The sequence below is a fragment of the Kitasatospora sp. NPDC059646 genome, from assembly GCF_042734615.1.
GTDB lineage: Bacteria > Actinomycetota > Actinomycetes > Streptomycetales > Streptomycetaceae > Kitasatospora.
Genome location: NZ_JBHWDS010000064.1, coordinates 26,965 through 45,276, shown reverse-complemented (window position 1 = coordinate 45,276; position 18,312 = coordinate 26,965). Strand labels below are relative to the sequence as shown.

Below are 18,312 nucleotides of genomic sequence, written 5' to 3'. Positions count from 1 at the left end.
GACGGCATCCAGCGCCGACCGGGCCGCGCGCCCGTGGGGGAGAGGGCCGCTCAGGCCTCCCGCGGCTCCGCCGCGGGGGCCAGCTCCAGTTCGCCCAGGAACCACCCCTCCAGGATCCGCAGGCGGCTCTCGCACTCGGCCCGGTCCGCGCCGGACACCAGGGCGGTGAGCAGGAAGTCCGAGGAGAACGCGGCCGTCGCCATGGTCTGCCCGGGCTCCACGAACACCTGGAACTTCTCCACCCAGGGGAAGTCCGGCGGCCCGTCCGGCACCCGCACCACCCGGCCGGGCCGCTTCATCAGCACCAGCTGGCCCACCATCCGCTCCGGCGTGCGCTTCTCCGCGCCCAGCCACTCCGGCAGCGGCAGGCCCAGCTGGGCGCGCACCCACGCCTCGCTGGGGTCCACGCCGAACATCAGCCGGACGATGTCGCGGATCGCCGCACCGCCGGTGCGGCAGGCGATCTCGCACAGCACCAGCTCGTCGTCCGGCGTGTGGAACACCTCCAGGTGGAAGGCGAAGCTCTCCGGGCCGCCGAGCGCCGCCAGGGTCCGCTCGGTGAACTCCAGCAGCCGGCCGGTCAGCGGGTCGTCCACGTCCAGCGTCAGGTCCAGCCGGCCGCCGGTGTCGGTCCGGTACGAGGCCAGCGCGTACTGGTACTGCGAGGGCCAGGCGAACACCGTCCGCCCGTCCACCACCAGGCCGTCGACGTGGCACATCTTCCCCGGCACGAACGCCTCGGCCAGCAGGTTCGGCAGGTTCGGGCCGTACAGGTCGAAGCCGTCGGCCAGGTAGGCGTCCAGCTCCTCGCGGGAGTCCAGGATGTGCAGGCCGACCGAGCCGGCGCTGTCCTTCGGCTTCAGCACCAGCGGGAAGCCGTGCCGTTCGGCGAAGGCCAGCAGGTCGGTCGCGCAGCGCGCCTCGGTGTACGGGGCGACGGCCAGGCCGGCGGCCTCGGCCAGCCGCTTCATCACCGCCTTGTCCCGGTACGGCAGCACGGTGTCCATCCGCTGGCCCGGCAGGCCGAGCACCTCGCGCAGCTCGGCGGCCCGCTCCAGGTCCCGTTCCTGACAGGCGATCACGTGCGTGACGGGGTGCTCGCGCGCCCAGTCCAGGGCCTGCGCCTCCAGGTGGCCGCCGGTCTCGTAGTCGTCCACGGCCGCGGTGCGCAGGTACGCCCCGCCCTCCGGCGGCAGCTGCTCGGAGACCAGCGCCAGGTGCTCCCGGGAGGCGATCAGCAGCACGTCGCCGGGGTGGTCCGCCAGCCACTCGTGGTACGGGGTGCCGGCCAGCGAACCCCGGTGGTGCAGCACCAGCACGGTCATCGGGACACCTCCAGGAGATCCAGCCCGGCCTGCGCGCGCAGCAGTTCGCGCACCGGGCGGGCCGCCGGGTCGTAGCGGACGGTGTGCACCGGACGGCCGCCGTCCGGGGCGCGGACGGTCTCCACCGTGCACGGGTGGCCGGGGTCGGCGGGCAGCGCGCCGGCGAGCGCCGCGCCGTCCGCGAGCTCCACCGGGCCGGCCGGCGGCGGCTCCACGGTCAGCGCCGCGACCTGCGCCGGGTCGTACGGCAGCAGGCCGCCCGCCACCGCGGCCCGCAGCGCCGCCTCGTCGGCGAGCTCGGCCAGCACCGGGTGCCCGGCGGCCAGCCGCCGGCGGACCGTCAGCGGGTAGCCCCAGCGGTGCGCCCACAGGTACAGGTCGGCGATCCGCCGGACCTCCTCGCGCGGCGTGGTGGCGATCCCGGCCGCGGCCAGCAGCCCGCCGGCCGTGATCGGGTCGGCGAGCGCCTGCGCCGCGGCCGGGCGCTGGCCGGGCAGGCCGAGGTGCTCGCGCAGGCCGGCCGCCCGGACCTGGTCCACCGGGTCGAGCGCGATCAGCGCCCGCACCTCGGTGCGGGCGGCGGCGTCCAGCACCGCCAGTTCGACGGCGGCGCCGTGCTCGTACCGCTCCACCACGGTGACCTGCGCGAAGCCCGGGCGGGGCCCGGCCGCGCCGGTGACCAGCCACAGGTCCTGCCCGGCGTCGGCCAGCGCGGCGGGGCAGGCGGCGGCGTACCGGCCGTCCGGGTCCAGCACGACCAGCGTCATCGGGCCACGTCCTCGATCCGCACCGTCAGCCCGTCCCGGAGCAGCTCCTCGCAGAGCGCGACCGCCGCGTCGGTGTCGGCGGCGGAGACGGCCAGCAGGCCGAGCCGGTCCCAGTTGTCCTGGATCGGGCGGATCACCGAGCCGGGCCGGGCCGCCAGGTCGAGGGCCAGCACCGCCGGGTGGGCGCGCAGCTCGTCCGCGCCGGTGATCTCCGCGACCCGGCCGGGCCGGCCCACGATGCCGCGCACGCAGCCCGCCCCGATCGCCTTCGGACGCTCCGTCAGCGGCTCGACCAGGCCGAACGGCCAGGCCAGCGCGTACCGGGTCAGGTCGATGCCGTACGAGGCCTGCACCAGGTCGGGGATGTGGTCGCCGCCGAGCCGGTTGTGGCCCTCGATGATCAGCGGGCCGCGCGAGCTGAGCCGCAGCTCGGTGTGGCTGGGGCCGTCCTTGATGCCGACGGCGTCCAGGAACTCGGCGACGGCCGCCGTGATCCGCTCCTCGTCGACGGCGTCCAGCCGGGCCGGCTGGGCGTGGCCGAGCTCCACGAAGTGGTCGCCGCCGGTGAGCTTCTCGGTGATCGCGACCACGGTGTGGTGCCCGTCGAAGCTGAAGCCCTCGATGCTGAACTCGGGGCCGTCGATGTACTGCTCCATCAGGAACTCGGTGACGGCGTACATCGTGGAGCCGCGGTCCATGCCGGTGCGGCGGGCCGCGCCGATCCGCTCCCACACGCCGTCGACGTCCTCGGGGCCGGCCACCATGAACAGCGCGAAGCCGGCGGTCAGGTCGACCGGCTTGACCACGAACGGGTAGCCGTGGGCGGCGCCGAACGCGGCCAGCGAGTCCCGGTCGGTGAGCGGCTCGGCGGCCACCGTGGGCGCGCCGACGGCCGCCAGGTGGCGGCGCATGGCGAGCTTGTCGCGCAGCAGCCGGGCCGGCTCGTGGCCGGTGCCGCCGAGGCCGAACAGGTCGTTGATCCGGCCGGCCGGCTCCAGGCCGGGCTCGGTCAGCGACAGCGCGGCGGAGAACTTCCAGATGGCGTGGGCGGCCCGGGCCAGCGGCTCCAGCACCGACCAGTCGGTGAAGTCGGCGATCAGCGTGACGTCGGCGAGTTCGGCCTGCTCCGGCTGGAACTTCTCCTTGTGCTGGATCAGCACCACGTTCAGGCCGAGCTCCTTGGCGATGCGGACCGGCTCGGTCTGGTGGCCGATCAGCAGCAGGGTGCGCTCCGGGCGCATCGGCGCGGCGGGCGCGGCGTGCACCGCGTTCAGGACGTCGGAACCGGTCTCCACGTGCAGCAACTCCTTGGACTCGGCAGCCAGTCGTTCGGCCTCCTCGGCGGTGCCGGCGGCCACGATCAGGTGGCCGTGCCGGGTGCTGGAGTGCCGGGTGCGCGGCAGCACGTCGCCGACCGCGAACGGGAACCGCAGCTCGTGCACGTGCTCCAGCGCGGCGAGCCGCTCCAGGCCGTCCACCCGGGTGACCGTGCCCGGCTCCAGGGCGAAGTACGAGACGGCGGCGGCCCGGGTCGGCGCGGCGGGCTCGGCGCGGCCGCCCACCAGCAGGTCGAAGATCGCCCCCTCGATGTCGAAGCCGGTGGCGAGCCGGATCAGCGCCGGGATCCGGTCGCCGCCCAGGCGGGCCTGCGACTCCACCACGCGCGGCCCGTCGGCCGTCAGGATCACCTCGGTGTGCGCCGGGCCGAACCGGTAGCCGGCGGCGTCCAGCAGCGCGGTGACCAGCCCGCCGATCGCCGCGGCGTCGGCGGACGGCAGCGGCGCGGGGAAGACGTGCCCGGTCTCCACGAACGACGGCGCGGGCGTCTTGCGCTTGGCGGTGATGCCGACCACCAGGTGGCTGCCCTCGCAGCTGAGCGTCTCCACGCTGAACTCCGGGCCGTCGAGGAACTCCTCGACCAGCACCGGGCCCCGGTAGGAGAACGCGGCGACCTCCTGCTGCCACTGCGCCAGGTCGTCCGGCCCGGCGACCAGCCGGACGGCCGCGCTGCCCTGCAGGCGGGTCGGCTTCACCACGGCGGGCAGGCCGAACGCCTCCAGCACGGCCGGCACCTCGTCCGGGCCGGCGGCGAGCGCGGTGCGCACCGGCGACAGGCCGTGCTCGGCGAGCAGCTCGCGCAGCGCCGCCTTGTCGTTCAGCAGCCGCAGCGCCCGCGGCGGGTTCACGGCCAGCCCGAGGGCCTGCGCCTCCTCGGCGACGGCGACCATGGTGGCCTCCTCGCCGAGGTGCAGGATGCAGCCGACGTCGTGCGCGAGGGCGGTCTCCCGGACCAGCCGGCGCAGCCCGTCCTGGTCGGAGAAGTCCGTCCACAGCATCGCCGTCGACGCCTTCTCGACGCCCGCGAGATAGGAGGCCGGCTGCAGCGTCGGATCCCAGATCGACCACACTTCGAATCCGAGGGAGACCGCTTTCTCTACGAACTGCGTGTACGGCTGCACCATCAGCAGCCGGTTGTTCGCGGGCGCTGCTCGCTCAATCACGGCGGGCCATCCCTTTCGTGGCGTTCGGGGCAGTGGTGTCGTCGGTGGGCCGGGCGGACGGCCCGGCCGGGGAGGGGCCGTCGGCGCAGGAGCGGGCGGCCAGGGCCCGGCCGCCCTTGGGCACGTCGTCCATCACCAGGGCGCGGGCGCCGATCAGCGCACCGTCGCCGACGGTGATCGGCCCGAGCAGGGTGGCGCCCGCGCCGACGGTGACGCCGTCGCCGAGCCGCGGGTGGCGGCGGGCGCCCCGGTCGGACCGGGCCCGGTCGTGCCACCAGCCGAGCGAGCCCAGCGTCACCTGGTGGAACAGCGAGACGTCGTCGCCGATCTGCGCGGTCTCGCCGATCACGGTGCCGCTGCCGTGGTCGATGAAGAAGCGCCGGCCGATGGTGGCGCCGGGGTGGATCTCGATGCCGCCGGTGAGCACCTTGGCGACGGCGGACACCAGCCGTGCCGCGATCCGGTGCCGGCGCAGGTACAGCGCGTGGGCGATCCGGTGGCCGGCCAGGGTCAGCGCGGTGGGGTGCAGCAGCGCCTCGCCGCGGCTGTGCACCGACGGGTCGCGGGCCACCACCACGTCCAGCGTCTCGCGGACCCCGCGCAGGGCGGCGCGCAGCCGGGGCAGCGGCCCGCGGGGTGTCATGCGGCGGCCCCGGCCGGCTCCCCGGCCGGCGCGGCGGCGGCCCGGGCGTCCTGCACCCGGAACAGGTACCGGTACAGCTGGATCGCGGTGGCGCCGAACGCGGCGTACAGCAGGGCCATCACCCAGGAGTCGACGAACGAGCCGAGGATCACCGACAGCGAGCCGACCAGGTAGCCGAGCCGGACGTGCAGCCCGTACGCGGCCATGTACTTGGTGCGGGACTCGGCGGGCACCAGGGCCGCCACCAGGGACTGGTTGACGGGCTGGTTCATCAGCTCGCCGAGGGTGACCACCACGGCCGCGCCGATCATCAGCCAGGCGTTGTCGCCCAGCGCCCAGGCGATGTACCCGGCGGTGAAGACCACCACGCCGGCGATCAGCCGCAGCCGGTCGCCGAGCCGGCCGAGCAGCTTGCCGACCCACAGTCCGCAGACCACCACCAGCAGGGTGTTGACGGCCCGCAGGATGCCCAGCACGTTCACGCCGTCGACGGTGACCTGCCAGGAGCCCACCGACAGCAGCTGCTGGCGGGGGAAGTCGGAGCCCAGCCGGACCGCCAGGTAGGAGGAGATCTGCACCTCCACGCACCACACCAGCAGCGCCGCCAGCACCAGCCGCAGGAACACCCGGTCGCGGGCCACCGACAGGTAGCCGAGCAGCGCCGGCCGCACCCCGCGCGGGTTCTGCGCGGCCTCCGGCGGCGCGGTCTCCGACAGCGCCAGGAAGGTCACCAGGAAGATGCCGCCGGTGGCGACGGCGGCCGCGGCCAGCAGCTGGAAGAAGTAGCCGTCGTACAGGAAGCCGCCGACCAGCGAGCCGAGCATGAAGGCGACGTTGATCACCCAGTAGTTGATCGTGTAGACGGCGGTGCGGCTCTCCGGGGTCGCGACGTCGACGATCATCGCCTCGTTCGCGGGCAGCGCGATGCCGGCCATGCAGGTGGCGCCCAGGTACAGCAGGTAGGTCGCCCAACCGGAGTGCAGCAGCGGCGAGTTGACCAGCGCCAGCCCGACGTACGACAGGCAGACGCCGATCTCGCCGGTCATCAGCACCCGGCGGCGGCCGTACACGTCGGACAGGTGCCCGCCGACCAGGTTGCAGGCCACCGTGGCGACCGCGACCAGCAGCGTCATCAGGCCGGCGGTGGCCGCGCCGTACAGCCGGGAGAAGTGGATGACCATCAGCGGGACGAGCATGATGTCGAAGAACCGCTGGAAGAAGCCGACCCCGATGCGCAGCTTCAGATTCCGGTGCAGCGCACGGAAGTTCACCCCTCCTCCTCCGGCCACCAGCTGAGGTAGCGCTCCCCGCTGTCGGGGAAGACGGTGACCACGGTGGCGCCGGACAGGTCGCGCCGGCGGGCGAGTTCGCGGCAGCCGTGGGCGGCGGCGCCGGCCGAGACGCCGACCAGCAGGCCGGTGGCGGCGGCGATCTCCCGGGTGGTGGCGGCGGCGTCCGCGTCGGACACCACGACCACCTCGTCGATGCAGTCGCGGTCGGTGACGGGGCTGATGAAGCCGCCGTTCAGGCCGGGGATCCGGTGCGGGCCCGGCTCGCCGCCGGACAGCAGCGGCGAGCCCTCCGGCTCGACGGCGACCACGTGCAGCGCCGGGTTCCGCTCGCGCAGGTAGTGCGCGATGCCGGTGAGGGTGCCGCCGGTGCCGACGCCGCACACCAGCACGTCGACCTTCCCGCCGGTGTCGCGCCAGATCTCCGGGCCGGTGGTCTCGTAGTGGGCGCGGACGTTGGCCGGGTTCTCGTGCTGCCGGGCGTACCAGGAGCCGGGGATCTCGGCGTGCAGCTTCTCGGCGCGCTCCACGCAGCCCGCGAAGCCCAGCGCCGGGTCGGTGAACTCGACCGTCGCGCCGAGCATCCGCAGCGTCAGGACCCGCTCCCGGGAGGCGTTCTCGGGCAGCACGATCAGGCACGGGTGGCGGCGGGCGGCGCAGATCGCGGCCAGCGCGATGCCGGTGTTGCCGGACGTCGACTCGATGACGGTGGCCCCGGGCAGCAGTTCGCCGGACTCCACGGCGGCCCGGAACATGTGCAGCGCCGGGCGGTCCTTGATGCTGGACAGCGGGTTGGCGGCCTCCAGCTTGGCCAGCACGGTGGCCTCCGCCGGCAGGCCGTCCAGGGCCAGGCGCAGCAGCGGCGTGTTGCCGACCAGGTCCTCGAAGGAGGAGGCGATCCCTGCGGGCCGTCGGTCGCTCATCGGGTGCCCTCCGCCCGGTCGGTGGCGCTCTGCTCGGTGACGATGGAGAGGGTCTCGCGGACGTGCTTCAGCGCGTCCTCGCGCTCGGTCGGGGACGGGGCGTTCACCAGCACGTGCCCCATCCGCTGCGAGGAGGAGGTCAGCGGGCGGACGGTGTCGCCGGCCTTCTTGCGGAGCCGGACCCGGACCACCGACGGGTGGGCCGCGGTCTGCTCGACGCCGGTGATCGCGGTGATCGTGCCGGGCGCGGCGGTCGGGAAGACGGTGGCCGACCGGCCGACCGGCTCGCGGCGGACCAGCTCCTCCACCGGCAGGCCGAGCGCGAGCCGGACCACCGCCTCGTACAGGTCGAAGCCGTAGGCGAGGCCGATCGCGTCGGGCAGGTAGTCGCCCGGGGTGCGGACGGCGATCTCCATCAGCGCGGGGCCCCTGGCGTCCACCTTGAACTCGAGGTGCACCAGCCCGGTCCGCATCCCCACCGCGGTCAGCACGCCGCGGGTCAACTCGTGCACCTGCGCGGCGAGTTCCGCGTCGTCGAAGACGTGCGCGCAGCGGTGGGCGAGTTCGACGAAGTACGGCGGGGCGGTGGTCTCCTTGGCGGTGACGTTCTCGAACAGCACCTCGCCGTCGCGGACCAGCGCCTCCCAGCTGAACTCCGGCCCCTGGATGGCCTCCTCGACCAGCACCTTGCCCTCGCCGGTGCGCCGGGCGACCACCTCGGCCGCCTCCTCGGCGGTGCGGACCAGCTCGACGCCCTCGCTGCCGGCCCGGGTCAGCGGCTTGACCACCACGGGCAGCCGCTCCAGCATCCAGTCGCGGGCCTCGGCGACGTCCGGCACCAGCAGGTGCTCGGGCTGGCGGACGCCGTGCGCGGCGAACGTGGCGCGCTGCAGCGCCTTGTTGCGGGAGATCACCGCGGCGTGCAGCGACGGGCCGGGCAGGCCCAGCCGGTCCTGGGCGAGCGCGCCGGCCAGCACGTGCGGCTCGGCGAACGCGACCAGGCCGTCCGGGACGCGCTCGGCGACGGCCTGCGCGACCGCGGCCGCCCAGTCCTCCTCCTGGTGTCCGTCGACCCGGTAGAACGTCTCGGCCAGGTCGGTCGGCCGGGAGTCCCAGCCGGCCGCGGCCTCCACGGCGCGGACCCGCAGGCCGAGCCGGGCCGCCGCCTCCAGGTAGGGCCGGCCCATCACGCCGACGCCGACCACCAACAGGTCCTTGGGGGCGCTCACGACGCCACCTCCTCCACGGGAACGGGCGCGGACTGGTGCCGCAGCATCCGGGTGACGGGTGCGACCAGCAGGCCGGCGGCGCAGAACACCACCGCCAGACCGATCCACCCGGCGGGCCCGGCCGCGATCACCACGGAGGTGAGCAGCGCCGGGCCGACGATCCGCTGACCGGTGCCGCCGAGGCTGAACACCGACAGGTGCACGCCCTTGCTGTCCTCGGGCGCGAACTCGTAGCTGAGCTCCCAGCCGCCGACGGCCTGCCACATCTCGCCGAAGGTCAGCAGCACGCACGCGGCCAGCAGCACCGCCCCGGCGACCAGCGCCGAGGACGGCGCCTTCGCCAGGGCCAGCGCCAGGCAGCACGCGGTGAGCGCCAACCCGCCGAGCAGCAGGGCCCGTTCGGCGCCGCCCTCGCGGTCCACCAGCCGGGAGATCGGCACCTGCAGCACGATCGACATGACCGTGTTGACCAGGATCAGCACCGGCAGGAACCCGGCCGACACGTGGGTGGCCTGCAGCGCCCACAGCGACAGGCCGACCGACAGGATGGTGGTGTGCAGGTTGAGCACGCCGTTGACGGCGGTCAGCAGCAGGTAGCGCCAGTCGCGGAAGTCGCGCAGCGCGGTCAGCGGGCCGACCTTCTTCTGCACCGTCGCGGCGGTGGCGGTCCGCACCCGCGACAGCATCGCGGCGGACAGCACGAACGCCGCGGCGGTGCCCAGCACGATGCCCCGGTAGGTCCACACCCGGTCGGCGGCGAGCAGCGGCGCGGCCAGCAGCGCGCCCAGCGAGAAGCCGAAGTTGCGCACCGTGCGGACGATCGCCATGGTGCGGGTGCGGTCGGTGCCCTCGGTGGTCGCCGAGGCGACCGCCTGGGTCATCGGCTGGGTGGCGGCCTCCGCCGCCGCCAGGCAGCAGGAGACCACCGTGAAGCTCACCATGCCCTCGGCGAAGGCCAGCGCCACGAACCCGCCGGCCCGCCACAGCTGCAGCAGGACCAGCGTCGGCTTGGCGCCGAACCGGTCGGCGAGCGCGCCGATCGGCACCGTGGTGAGGAAGCCGACCACGCCGGAGACCGCCAGGCCGAGGCCGACCTGGGCGTTCGTCAGGCCGACCGAGCGGACGAAGAACACCGCCGAGCCGGCCAGGTACAGGCCGGTGCCGATGGCGTTGATCAGCGAGGTGACGGCGAAGGACCGGCCGGCCGGGGTGGCCGGCACGTACTCCTTCGGCGAGGGCAGCTTCACCGCTCGCCCCCGGCGGTGCGTATGTCGATCAGCGACAGCGCGTGCTCGGCGCGGCGGCCCGCCTCGGCGGCGTCCGCGCCGGTGGTGACGACCAGTCCGGCCCGCTCCCAGGAGCTGACGGTGGTGCGGACGGTCGCGCCCGGTTCGACGGACAGGTGCAGTTCGGCGACGCCCGGCGCGGCCTGCGCCCGCTCGGTGCCGGTGACGGACTCCACCACGCCCGGACGGGCGATCAGGAACCGCACCGCCGCGCCCCGCCGGGCCGGCAGCGGGCCGACCGGGCCGTCGCCGGTGAGCACCCGCAGCAGGTTGGCCAGGATGTCGGTGTCGTACGTCAGGTCGATCAGGATGGTGATGCCGCCGCCGGGGAGCCGGCCGGCGCACTCGACCAGGTGCGGGACGCCGTCGACCAGGATCCACTCCGAGTGCAGCACGCCGGAGCGGAAGCCGACGGCCCGGGCCAGCACGGCGATCGCCTCGCGCAGCGCGTCCGCGGTCGCGGACGGCAGGTCGGCGGGCACGGTGTGGCCGGTCTCCACCGGGTGGCCGGTGTCCTGCACCAGCTTGGCGGTGATGTTGGTGAAGCCGACCTCGCCCTCGTGGACGACGGCCTCGACGCTCACCTCGGGGCCGGTCAGCCGCTGCTCCACCAGGAACCGGGCGGTGTCGGCGTACTGGGCGCGCAGCGCGGGCTCGTCGGCGGCCGTGGTGTGCGCCCACGCCGCGTCGACGTCGTCGGCCGGGCCGAGCAGCCGCACGCCCAGGCTGGCCTGCCGGTTGGCGGGCTTGAGGACGCAGTTGCCGCCGTGCGCGGCCCGGAACGCGGCGACCTGCTCGGCGGACTCGACCACCGCCCACTCGGGCTGGGCGATGCCGCTGCCGGCCACGGCGGTGCGCAGCGCACCCTTGTCGCGCAGCACCCGGGCGGCGGCCGGCCCGGCGCCGGGCAGGCCCCAGGCGTCGGCGAGCGCGGCGGCGGCCACCACGCCGTACTCGACCACCGGGACGACGGCGCGCACCGCCGGCGGGCGGGGCACCGCCTCGGCGATCCGGTCCGCGCCGGCCTCGTCCTGGCTGGGCGCCGGGAACAGCGCGGCCACGCAGCGGTGCCGCTCGGCGAGCGCGGTGATGCCGCGGGCCTCGATGACGGCGGGCTCCTCCAGCACCAGCACCGAGTCGGCGGGCAGCTGCTCGTCGAGCTTGGCCAGCATGACGGGGCTGTAGCCGACCAGCACGTGGGTGACGCCGTCGGGCACGGCGGGCACCGTGTGCACGGTGATGGCGCGGCGCACCCGGGCCTCCAGCGCGTCCAGTTCGGCGACGGTCGGGGCGTCGATGAAGAACGAGACGGCGCGGTCCTCGGAGCTGCGCAGCGGGCCGAGTGCGGTGCCCCGGTCGTGGTGCACCAGGACGGCGCGCAGGGTCGGCGGGTCGGCGGGCGCGGACGGCTTGAGCGCGGGCCACAGGCCGCCCTCGCCGATCCACGCGGGCTCCACGTCGAAGCCCTGCACCCGCACGTCGGCGAGCACGCCGGGGGCGTGCTCCAGGTAGACCTGGCGGGCGACCCGGGAGGGCTTCGGGTAGGACGCCGGCTCGCCGAGCGCGATCCGGACGATCTCCGGCTCCAGCGGTGCGCCGGTGGCGAGTTCGTACAGCGTGCACAGGCCGTCGCCGGGGGTGCGGGCGGCGACCTCCATCAGGTAGGCGCGGCCGTCGGGGCCGATCCGCCACTCGGCGTGCGCGACGCCGTCCTGGAAGTCGAGGGCCTCCAGCATCCGCCGGTTGGCGTCCAGCAGCACCGGGTCGGCGTCGGGGCGGTCGCTGGGGACGGTGTGCGACAGCTCGACGAAGGTGTTGGCGTGCGCGTCGGTGGTGGCCTTGCGGGTGGCGGAGGCGAACACGATCCGCCCGCCCTGCACCAGGCTCTCCACCGAGTACTCCTGGCCCTCGACCTTCTCCTCGACCAGCACCGTCTCGTGCTCCGGGTAGGAGCGCAGCAGCTCCAGCAGCGGCTCCGGCCCGGTGACCGTCTCCACGCCGGAACTCGAGTGCCGGCTGGCCGGCTTGACCACGACGGGGTAGCGGACGGCGGCCGGGTCGAAGCCGTCGCGGGCGTCGGCGGGGACGGTCACCGACACCGGGCTGAACTCCGGCAGGTACCAGCGCTGGAGGTACTTGCTGCGGCACGCCCGGGTGGCCCGCAGGCCGGGGGTGCGCAGGCCGAGCGCGTCGGTGAGCAGGCCGGTCGGCTCCACCTGGGTCTCGCCGACCGCGTACGCGCCGACGATCCGGTACTGCTCGCGCCAGCGGCGGGCCGCCGAGATCACGCCCGGCAGGTACGAGTTCTCCCGGCTCACGTCGCCGTCCACGAACGCCACGTCGTCGATCACGTACGCGGGGTGGGTCGGGTCCTCGGCGGCGGCCAGCGCGTCCTCGCGCCAGTACGAGGGGGTGATCAGCAGGATCTTGAGGCCGCGGCGGGCCAGCTCCTCCAAGTAGAGCGGCGCCCGGCAGACCACCAGGAACGACCCGGTGAGGATGAAAGCGTCCGGACGTTGCCCCGGAGCCGGCTGAGTGTCCATCAGAGTGTTGTGTCCGTCCGTCCGCATGGGTGCGAACCGCTCCCGCCGGGCAGGCGGGAGCGGTCCGTTTTCAACAAGGGGTGCAGCGGGTCGGCTCAGTCGAAGTTGAGCTTCCCGGTGCGGGTGCGCTTCAGCTCGAAGAAGTCCGGGTAGTTGGCGAGCGCCCGGGCCCCGTCGAAGATGGCGGCGGCCTGCTCGCCGCGCGGGATCGAGTTCAGGACCGGCCCGAAGAACGCCACCCCGTCGATGTGGATGGTCGGCGTGCCGACGTCCTCGCCGACCGGGTCCATGCCCTCGTGGTGGCTCTTGCGCAGCGCCTCGTCCCACTGGTCGCTGTCGGCCGCGGCCAGCAGCTCCGCGGGCAGGCCGACCTCGGCGAGGGCCTCGGCGGCGACGACCGGGAAGTCCTTGTTGCCGTCCTTGTGGATGCGGGTGCCCATGGCCGTGTACAGCGCCGGGAGCACCTCCTCGCCGTGCTGCGCCGCGGCGGCGGTGCAGATCCGGGTGAGGGACAGCGAACGGTCCACCAGGTCCCGGTACCAGTCCGGGAGTTCGCGGTTCTCGTTCAGCACGTACAGGCTCATGACGCGGAACCTGAGGTCCAGGTCCCGGAGCTGCTGGACCTCAAGGATCCAGCGGGAGGTGATCCAGGCGAAGGGGCAGGCCGGGTCGAAGTAGAAATCGACCTTCGCGGTGGTGCTCACGCGGCGTCTCCGGTCTCAACTGCGGCGAAGGACTTGCCTTCTGCCGTCTGACGGTAGTCGGACAGCGAAGCGTACTTCTCGCGCAGCTGCCGCTTCAGGACCTTTCCGGTAACTCCCACCGGGAAGTCCGCGTCGGAGGAGGCGATCTCCAGGAAGCCCAGCTCGGGGTGCCCGGCGGCGCGCAGCGCCTCGTTCGCCCGCACCAGCAGCTTCGCCGGCTCGGCGTCGCCGGAGGCGGTCACGACCGCGACCGGAACCACGGTCTCGCCGTCCCGGCCGGCCACCACCGCGACGTCGTCGACCTCGGGGACCTCCAGCAGCACGACCTCCTCCATGAAGACCGAGTAGCCGGTCCCGTGGGTGGTGTGGATGGCGTCCGCCGCCCGGTCCACCAGGTAGAAGTCGCCGTTCTCGTCCCGGTACGCCATGTCGCCGGGCATCCAGTAGCCGGCCAGCTTGAACGAGTAGGTGGTCGCCGAGTCGCCCCAGTAGCCGGGCGTCACCGCCGGGCCGCGGGCGGCCAGGTGGCCGACCTCGTTGGCGTCGGCCAGGGTGCCGTCGTTGCGCAGGATCGCCACCTCGGCGACGCCGACCGGCTTGCCGGCGCAGCGGTTGGCCGGCTTGCTGTCCAGGGTGTGGACCTGCAGCAGGCAGCCCCAGCCCAGCTCGGTGGTGCCGAGCCGGTCGTAGAACGCCGACGGCGGCAGCTCGGCGCTGCGGTTCGACAGCACCTTGTCGATGTGCGCGCGGTGCACGGCGTCGCCGATCGACACCCACACGTGCACCGAGTCCAGCTGACCCGGCTTCAGCTCGGCCGACGCCAGCTCGGCGTAGCCGTGCGAGAACGACATCACCGAGGTCGGCTTGAACTTCTCCACCGCGGCGGCCAGTTCGTCGCCCTTGCGGTCGCTGAGCGCGACGATCGGGGTGCCGCCCAGCACCGCGTACGTGGTGTACGCGACGCAGCCCAGGTGGGACTGCGGCAGCGCGGTCATCATCAGCGCGCCGGGGGTCTCGGTGTGGTCCACCAGGCGGAACTTCGGGCCGGCCACGATGGTGCTGTGGGTGTGGATGGTCGGCTTCGGGCGGCCGGTGGTGCCGGAGGAGTGCAGGATCACCACCGGGTCGTCGGCGTGGTGGTTCCAGAACTGGCCCTCGGCGAGCTTCGCGGCCGGCGGCGCCGGCAGCTCCTCGACGGTGCGGGTCCAGGCGATGGACGGCAGCTGCGCAAGGTCCAGCAGCGCCAGGCGCTCCGCGTCGGCGTACAGGCCGACCGGCGCGGTCTGCTCCAGCAGCGAGTGGGCGATCGGCTGGGTCGCGTTGGAGTTGATCAGCACCGCGACGGCGCCGATCTGGGCGATCGCGTAGTAGTGCACCGAGTACGCGAAGGAGTCCTCGAACCAGACCGCGACCCGGTCGCCGCGCTGCACGCCCTGCGCCAGGTAGTACGCCGACCAGGACTGCGCCAGGTCGTCGATGTCGTTCAGGCTCAGGTCGTGGGTCTGCTCGCCCGAGGTCAGGGTGATCGCCCGGTAGGAGTGGACGAACGGCAGCTCCGGGTGCGGGTTGGCGGCGATGGCCGACCGCACCAGGTTGCCGCCGCCGACGGTGGTGTCGGCGGCCAGTTCCGCACGCTGCTCCGGCGTCAGGACAGTCGCGGCGAACGTTGCCATGTGGGGCACCTTCCGAGTCAGAGAGACGTGAACATCCGCGCGCACAGCTCGCGGTAGTGCGGGGCGTGCTCGCCGAGCTGCGCATCCAACTCGCCCAGCAGGGCGGCGAATTCGTGCTCGGATCCGTGTTCCACCAGGTCGGCGACCCGGCGCACGCCGTCGGCCAGTTCCTTGCGCACCGCGGCCGCCTCCGGGTTGGCCGCCTGGACGTCCCAGTACACGGCCGGGGCGCCGGAGGTGATCCGGGCGAGCAGCGCGAGCAGCGCGTTGTGCGGGGGAGGGGCGATCTCGCGGATCTTCCCCAGGTCGGTGTCGAGGCGGACCAGCGCCGCGCCGAAGCCGAGCACCGCGGCGTGGGTGAGCGCCTGCGAGGTGCCCGCCAGCCGGTCGTGCTCCGCCTCGTCCAGGCGCACCACCCGGGCGCCCCAGCCGGCCACCAGGTCCAGCAGCGCCCCGACCCGCGGCCCGTCGTTGACCACCACGGCGGCCACCGGCCGGCCCTCGAAGCCCAGCGACGGCGCGAACATCGGGTTCAGGCCGACCGCCTGCACCCCGGGCAGGTGGGCCCGGATCGCGGCGGTGACCGGCTGCTTCACGGACAGCGTGTCCACCAGCAGGGCGTCCGGCCGCAGCATCCCGGCCAGGCCGGGCACGGCGGCCAGCGCGACCGCGTCGGGCACCGCCAGCACCACCAGGTCGGCGTGGCCGAGGTCGGCGGCCGGACGGAAGCCCAGGTCGGTGATGTCGCCGCGGACGTAGTGGGTGCCGGCCGGCTCCGCGCCGGGCTCGACGGTGTCGATCACCGCGACCCGGGCGCCGTCGGCCAGCAGCCGCTCGGCGAACAGCCGGCCGACCGCGCCGGCGCCGCCGACCACCACGCAGCGCCGGATCACGCCGGACCCCCGGCGGGCTCCAGCGCGGTGGCGAGCACCGCGGAGACCACGGCCCGGGACTTCACGGCCGTCTCGGTGTACTCCTCCTCCGGGTCGGACAGCGCGATGATCGCGCCGCCGACGCCGAAGCTGACCCGGTCCTCGGTCGCCACCAGGGTGCGGATGACGATGTTCAGGTCGGCCGCGCCGCTCAGCGCGAACCAGCCGATGGAGCCGGAGTACACGCCGCGCGCGCCCTCCTCCAGCCGGTCGATGATCTCCATGGTGCGCAGCTTCGGCGCGCCGGTCATCGAACCGCCGGGGAACGCCGCCCGCACGCAGGAGACCGCCGACTCGCCCTCGCGCAGGGTGCCGCGGATCGTCGACACCAGCTGGTGCACCGGCGCGTACGTCTCCACGTGGAACAGCGCGGGCACGTGCACCGAGCCGACCTCGCAGACCACGTTCAGGTCGTTGCGGATCAGGTCGACGATCATCAGGTTCTCGGCGCGGTCCTTCTCCTGGGAGAGCAGGTCCTCGCGCAGCGCCGCGTCCTCCGCCGGGGTGGCCCCGCGCGGGCGGGTGCCCTTGATCGGCTTGGACTCGGCGACCCGGTCGGTGCCGATCGTCATGAACCGCTCCGGCGAGGCGCTCAGCACCGCGACGCCGGGGAAGTCCAGCAGGGCGCCGTACGGCACCGGCGAGATCCTCCGCAGGTGGGCGTAGGTGCGCAGCGGGTCGACGGTGGCCTTCAGGGTGACCGCGTTGGTCAGGCAGACCTCGTAGGTCTCGCCGTTGCGGATCTCCTCCAGGCTCTCGGTGATCCGGTCGAGGTAGGCCTGCTTGTCGAAGCGCTGCTCGACGATCGGGGCGGCGTCCGGGTCGGTCATGCCGATCCCGCGGAAGCCCGTGCCGGTGTCGCGCGGCTCGGCGCCGGCCCGGGGCAGCGCCCGGACGGCGGCCTCGGTGCGGTCCAGCCAGGCCAGTGCGGCGGTGTCGTCCGAGCCCTCGGACAGCGCCAGCAGCCAGGCCGCGCCCTCGGCGTGGTCGAGGGCGAGCAGCCGGTCGGCGAACAGCACCGCGGCGTCCGGGGTCTCCGCCTTGTGCGCGGCCTGGGCACCGGCCTCGGCCTTCAGCTCGTAGCCGAGGTAGCCGACGTAGCCGAGGTTGAACTCGAACGGCAGGCCGTCCGGGGCGGGCACGGCGCGCAGCCGCAGCTGCTCGTCCAGGTAGTCGAAGAAGCCCTGCTGGACCAGCTCGTCGCCGTCGCCGGGCCGACCGGGGCGGTTGATCCGGACGGTGCCGTCCGGCACCCGGTAGGTGACGTACTCGGCGAGCGGGCCGGAGCCGTCGCCGAGGAAGCTGAACCGGGACAGGCCGTCGATGACGCTGCTGCTGTCCAGCCAGAACGGGGTGGGGCCGGCCGCGAACAGCTCGCGGTAGGCGGCCTCGGCGTCCGGCTCGACGTCCAGGCGGCGCACGTGCACGGTGTAGCGCCCGGACCGGGCGGCGGCCGCGGCGGGCGCCGCGGCGGCGTTCCCGGCGTGGTGGGCGAGCGCCAGGTCGCGGAAGTTGGCGAGGAGTTCGCGGCCGTACTCGCTGCTGATGGACTCGGGGTGGAACTGGACGCCCCAGATCGGCAGGGTGCGGTGGCGCACGCCCATCACGACGCCGTCCTCGGTCCAGGCGATGGCCTCCAGCTCGTCGGGCAGCCGGCCGGCCGCCAGCGAGTGGTAGCGGACCACGTCGTAGGGGCTGGGCAGGCCGGCGAAGATGTCGGCGCCGGTGTGCCGGACCGGCCAGATCCGGCCGTGCATCGGCTCCGGCGCGTGGACGACCTCGCCGCCGAACAGGTGGCAGATGCCCTGGTGGCCGAGGCAGACCCCGAGCACCGGCAGGCCGCTCTCCAGGATCGCGCGGCGGCTGATGCCGAAGTCCCGCTCCCGGTCGGGCCGGCCGGGCCCGGGGGAGATCACGATCGCGTCGAAGTCCTCGAAGCGGAGCTCGGAGAAGTCGGCGCCGTTCTTCACCACGGTCGGCGGGAGGCCGTTCACCTCGCCGAGCAGCTGGTAGAGGTTGTAGGTGAACGAGTCGTAGTTGTCGATCAGCAGGGTTCTCACGGGGCGCTCCCGATGACCATGTCCTCCACCCGGCAGGTCTCCTTGATGATCAGGTCGTAGAGCTCGCGCAGGAAGTCCTGGCTGATGCCGTGCTCCTCGCCGAAGCGGGCGGCGCGTTCCTGGACGATCCTGATCCGGTGCGGCTGCATCATGCTGACGTCGTTCTCACGCTTGTAGTGCGCGATTTCCACGCAGGTTTCGATGCGGGCCCGCAGTTCTTCGAGAAAACGTACGTCAATGCTGTCGAGCTTTGCCCGCAGCGATTCGAGTCCAGCATCGGCCGGAATGTCCGGCATGGGCTTACCTCCCCCGCTTGCTGCCCCTTTCGAAAGCGCCGGAACAATCTCCCTCGGCGCCCCGCTCACGGCGACGACTCTGCCTCCCGACCCTGCCCGTTGCCATGGCAGCGATGGTTCGGATCGCCGCAGTGCGCGAAA

At 73.9% G+C, this 18,312-nt stretch carries 14 protein-coding genes; all 14 read right to left on the bottom strand.

All coding sequences use genetic code 11. The features are described from left to right. Positions 1–50 precede the first annotated feature (50 nt). Positions 51–1,325, bottom strand: a complete 1,275-nt coding sequence (locus tag ACFV1L_RS31975; RefSeq protein WP_380372632.1) for an acetyl-CoA carboxylase biotin carboxylase subunit family protein — start codon at positions 1,323–1,325, stop codon at positions 51–53. Further along, positions 1,322–2,092 (bottom strand): hypothetical protein, encoded by a 771-nt coding sequence (locus ACFV1L_RS31970; RefSeq protein ID WP_380372630.1) that lies wholly within the window; start codon positions 2,090–2,092, stop codon positions 1,322–1,324. Before ACFV1L_RS31970 ends, ACFV1L_RS31975 begins: the two co-directional genes overlap by 4 nt. Beyond that, entirely contained in the window at positions 2,089–4,593 is a 2,505-nt protein-coding gene (locus ACFV1L_RS31965; protein ID WP_380372628.1) for an ATP-grasp domain-containing protein, read from the bottom strand. The genes ACFV1L_RS31970 and ACFV1L_RS31965 overlap by 4 nt, the downstream gene beginning before the upstream one ends. Further along, positions 4,586–5,236: a serine O-acetyltransferase EpsC gene (epsC, locus tag ACFV1L_RS31960; RefSeq protein ID WP_380372625.1), complete on the bottom strand. Its 651-nt coding sequence runs from the start codon at positions 5,234–5,236 to the stop codon at positions 4,586–4,588. The genes ACFV1L_RS31965 and epsC overlap by 8 nt, the downstream gene beginning before the upstream one ends. After that, positions 5,233–6,507, bottom strand: a complete 1,275-nt coding sequence (locus ACFV1L_RS31955; RefSeq protein WP_380372622.1) for an MFS transporter — start codon at positions 6,505–6,507, stop codon at positions 5,233–5,235. The genes epsC and ACFV1L_RS31955 overlap by 4 nt, the downstream gene beginning before the upstream one ends. Continuing rightward, the gene (locus tag ACFV1L_RS31950; protein ID WP_380372620.1) at positions 6,504–7,448 is read right to left on the bottom strand and encodes a PLP-dependent cysteine synthase family protein; all 945 of its coding nucleotides are present in this window, start codon (positions 7,446–7,448) and stop codon (positions 6,504–6,506) included. The genes ACFV1L_RS31955 and ACFV1L_RS31950 overlap by 4 nt, the downstream gene beginning before the upstream one ends. After that, on the bottom strand, positions 7,445–8,677 hold the full coding sequence (locus tag ACFV1L_RS31945; protein ID WP_380372617.1) for an ATP-grasp domain-containing protein: 1,233 nt from the start codon (positions 8,675–8,677) through the stop codon (positions 7,445–7,447). Before ACFV1L_RS31945 ends, ACFV1L_RS31950 begins: the two co-directional genes overlap by 4 nt. Then, on the bottom strand, positions 8,674–9,924 hold the full coding sequence (locus ACFV1L_RS31940; protein WP_380372614.1) for an MFS transporter: 1,251 nt from the start codon (positions 9,922–9,924) through the stop codon (positions 8,674–8,676). The genes ACFV1L_RS31945 and ACFV1L_RS31940 overlap by 4 nt, the downstream gene beginning before the upstream one ends. Next, on the bottom strand, positions 9,921–12,506 hold the full coding sequence (locus tag ACFV1L_RS31935) for an ATP-grasp domain-containing protein (RefSeq protein WP_380372611.1): 2,586 nt from the start codon (positions 12,504–12,506) through the stop codon (positions 9,921–9,923). The genes ACFV1L_RS31940 and ACFV1L_RS31935 overlap by 4 nt, the downstream gene beginning before the upstream one ends. 95 nt (positions 12,507–12,601) lie before the next feature. Next, the gene (locus tag ACFV1L_RS31930; protein ID WP_380372608.1) at positions 12,602–13,210 is read right to left on the bottom strand and encodes a DsbA family protein; all 609 of its coding nucleotides are present in this window, start codon (positions 13,208–13,210) and stop codon (positions 12,602–12,604) included. Beyond that, positions 13,207–14,883: a class I adenylate-forming enzyme family protein gene (locus ACFV1L_RS31925; RefSeq protein ID WP_380372605.1), complete on the bottom strand. Its 1,677-nt coding sequence runs from the start codon at positions 14,881–14,883 to the stop codon at positions 13,207–13,209. Before ACFV1L_RS31925 ends, ACFV1L_RS31930 begins: the two co-directional genes overlap by 4 nt. A 17-nt stretch (positions 14,884–14,900) precedes the next feature. Next, on the bottom strand, positions 14,901–15,776 hold the full coding sequence (locus ACFV1L_RS31920; protein WP_380372603.1) for a prephenate dehydrogenase/arogenate dehydrogenase family protein: 876 nt from the start codon (positions 15,774–15,776) through the stop codon (positions 14,901–14,903). Beyond that, positions 15,773–17,875 (bottom strand): aminodeoxychorismate synthase component I, encoded by a 2,103-nt coding sequence (pabB, locus tag ACFV1L_RS31915; protein ID WP_380372600.1) that lies wholly within the window; start codon positions 17,873–17,875, stop codon positions 15,773–15,775. Before pabB ends, ACFV1L_RS31920 begins: the two co-directional genes overlap by 4 nt. Next, positions 17,872–18,171: a chorismate mutase family protein gene (locus tag ACFV1L_RS31910; protein ID WP_380372597.1), complete on the bottom strand. Its 300-nt coding sequence runs from the start codon at positions 18,169–18,171 to the stop codon at positions 17,872–17,874. The genes pabB and ACFV1L_RS31910 overlap by 4 nt, the downstream gene beginning before the upstream one ends. Between the last annotated feature and the right edge of the window lie 141 nt (positions 18,172–18,312).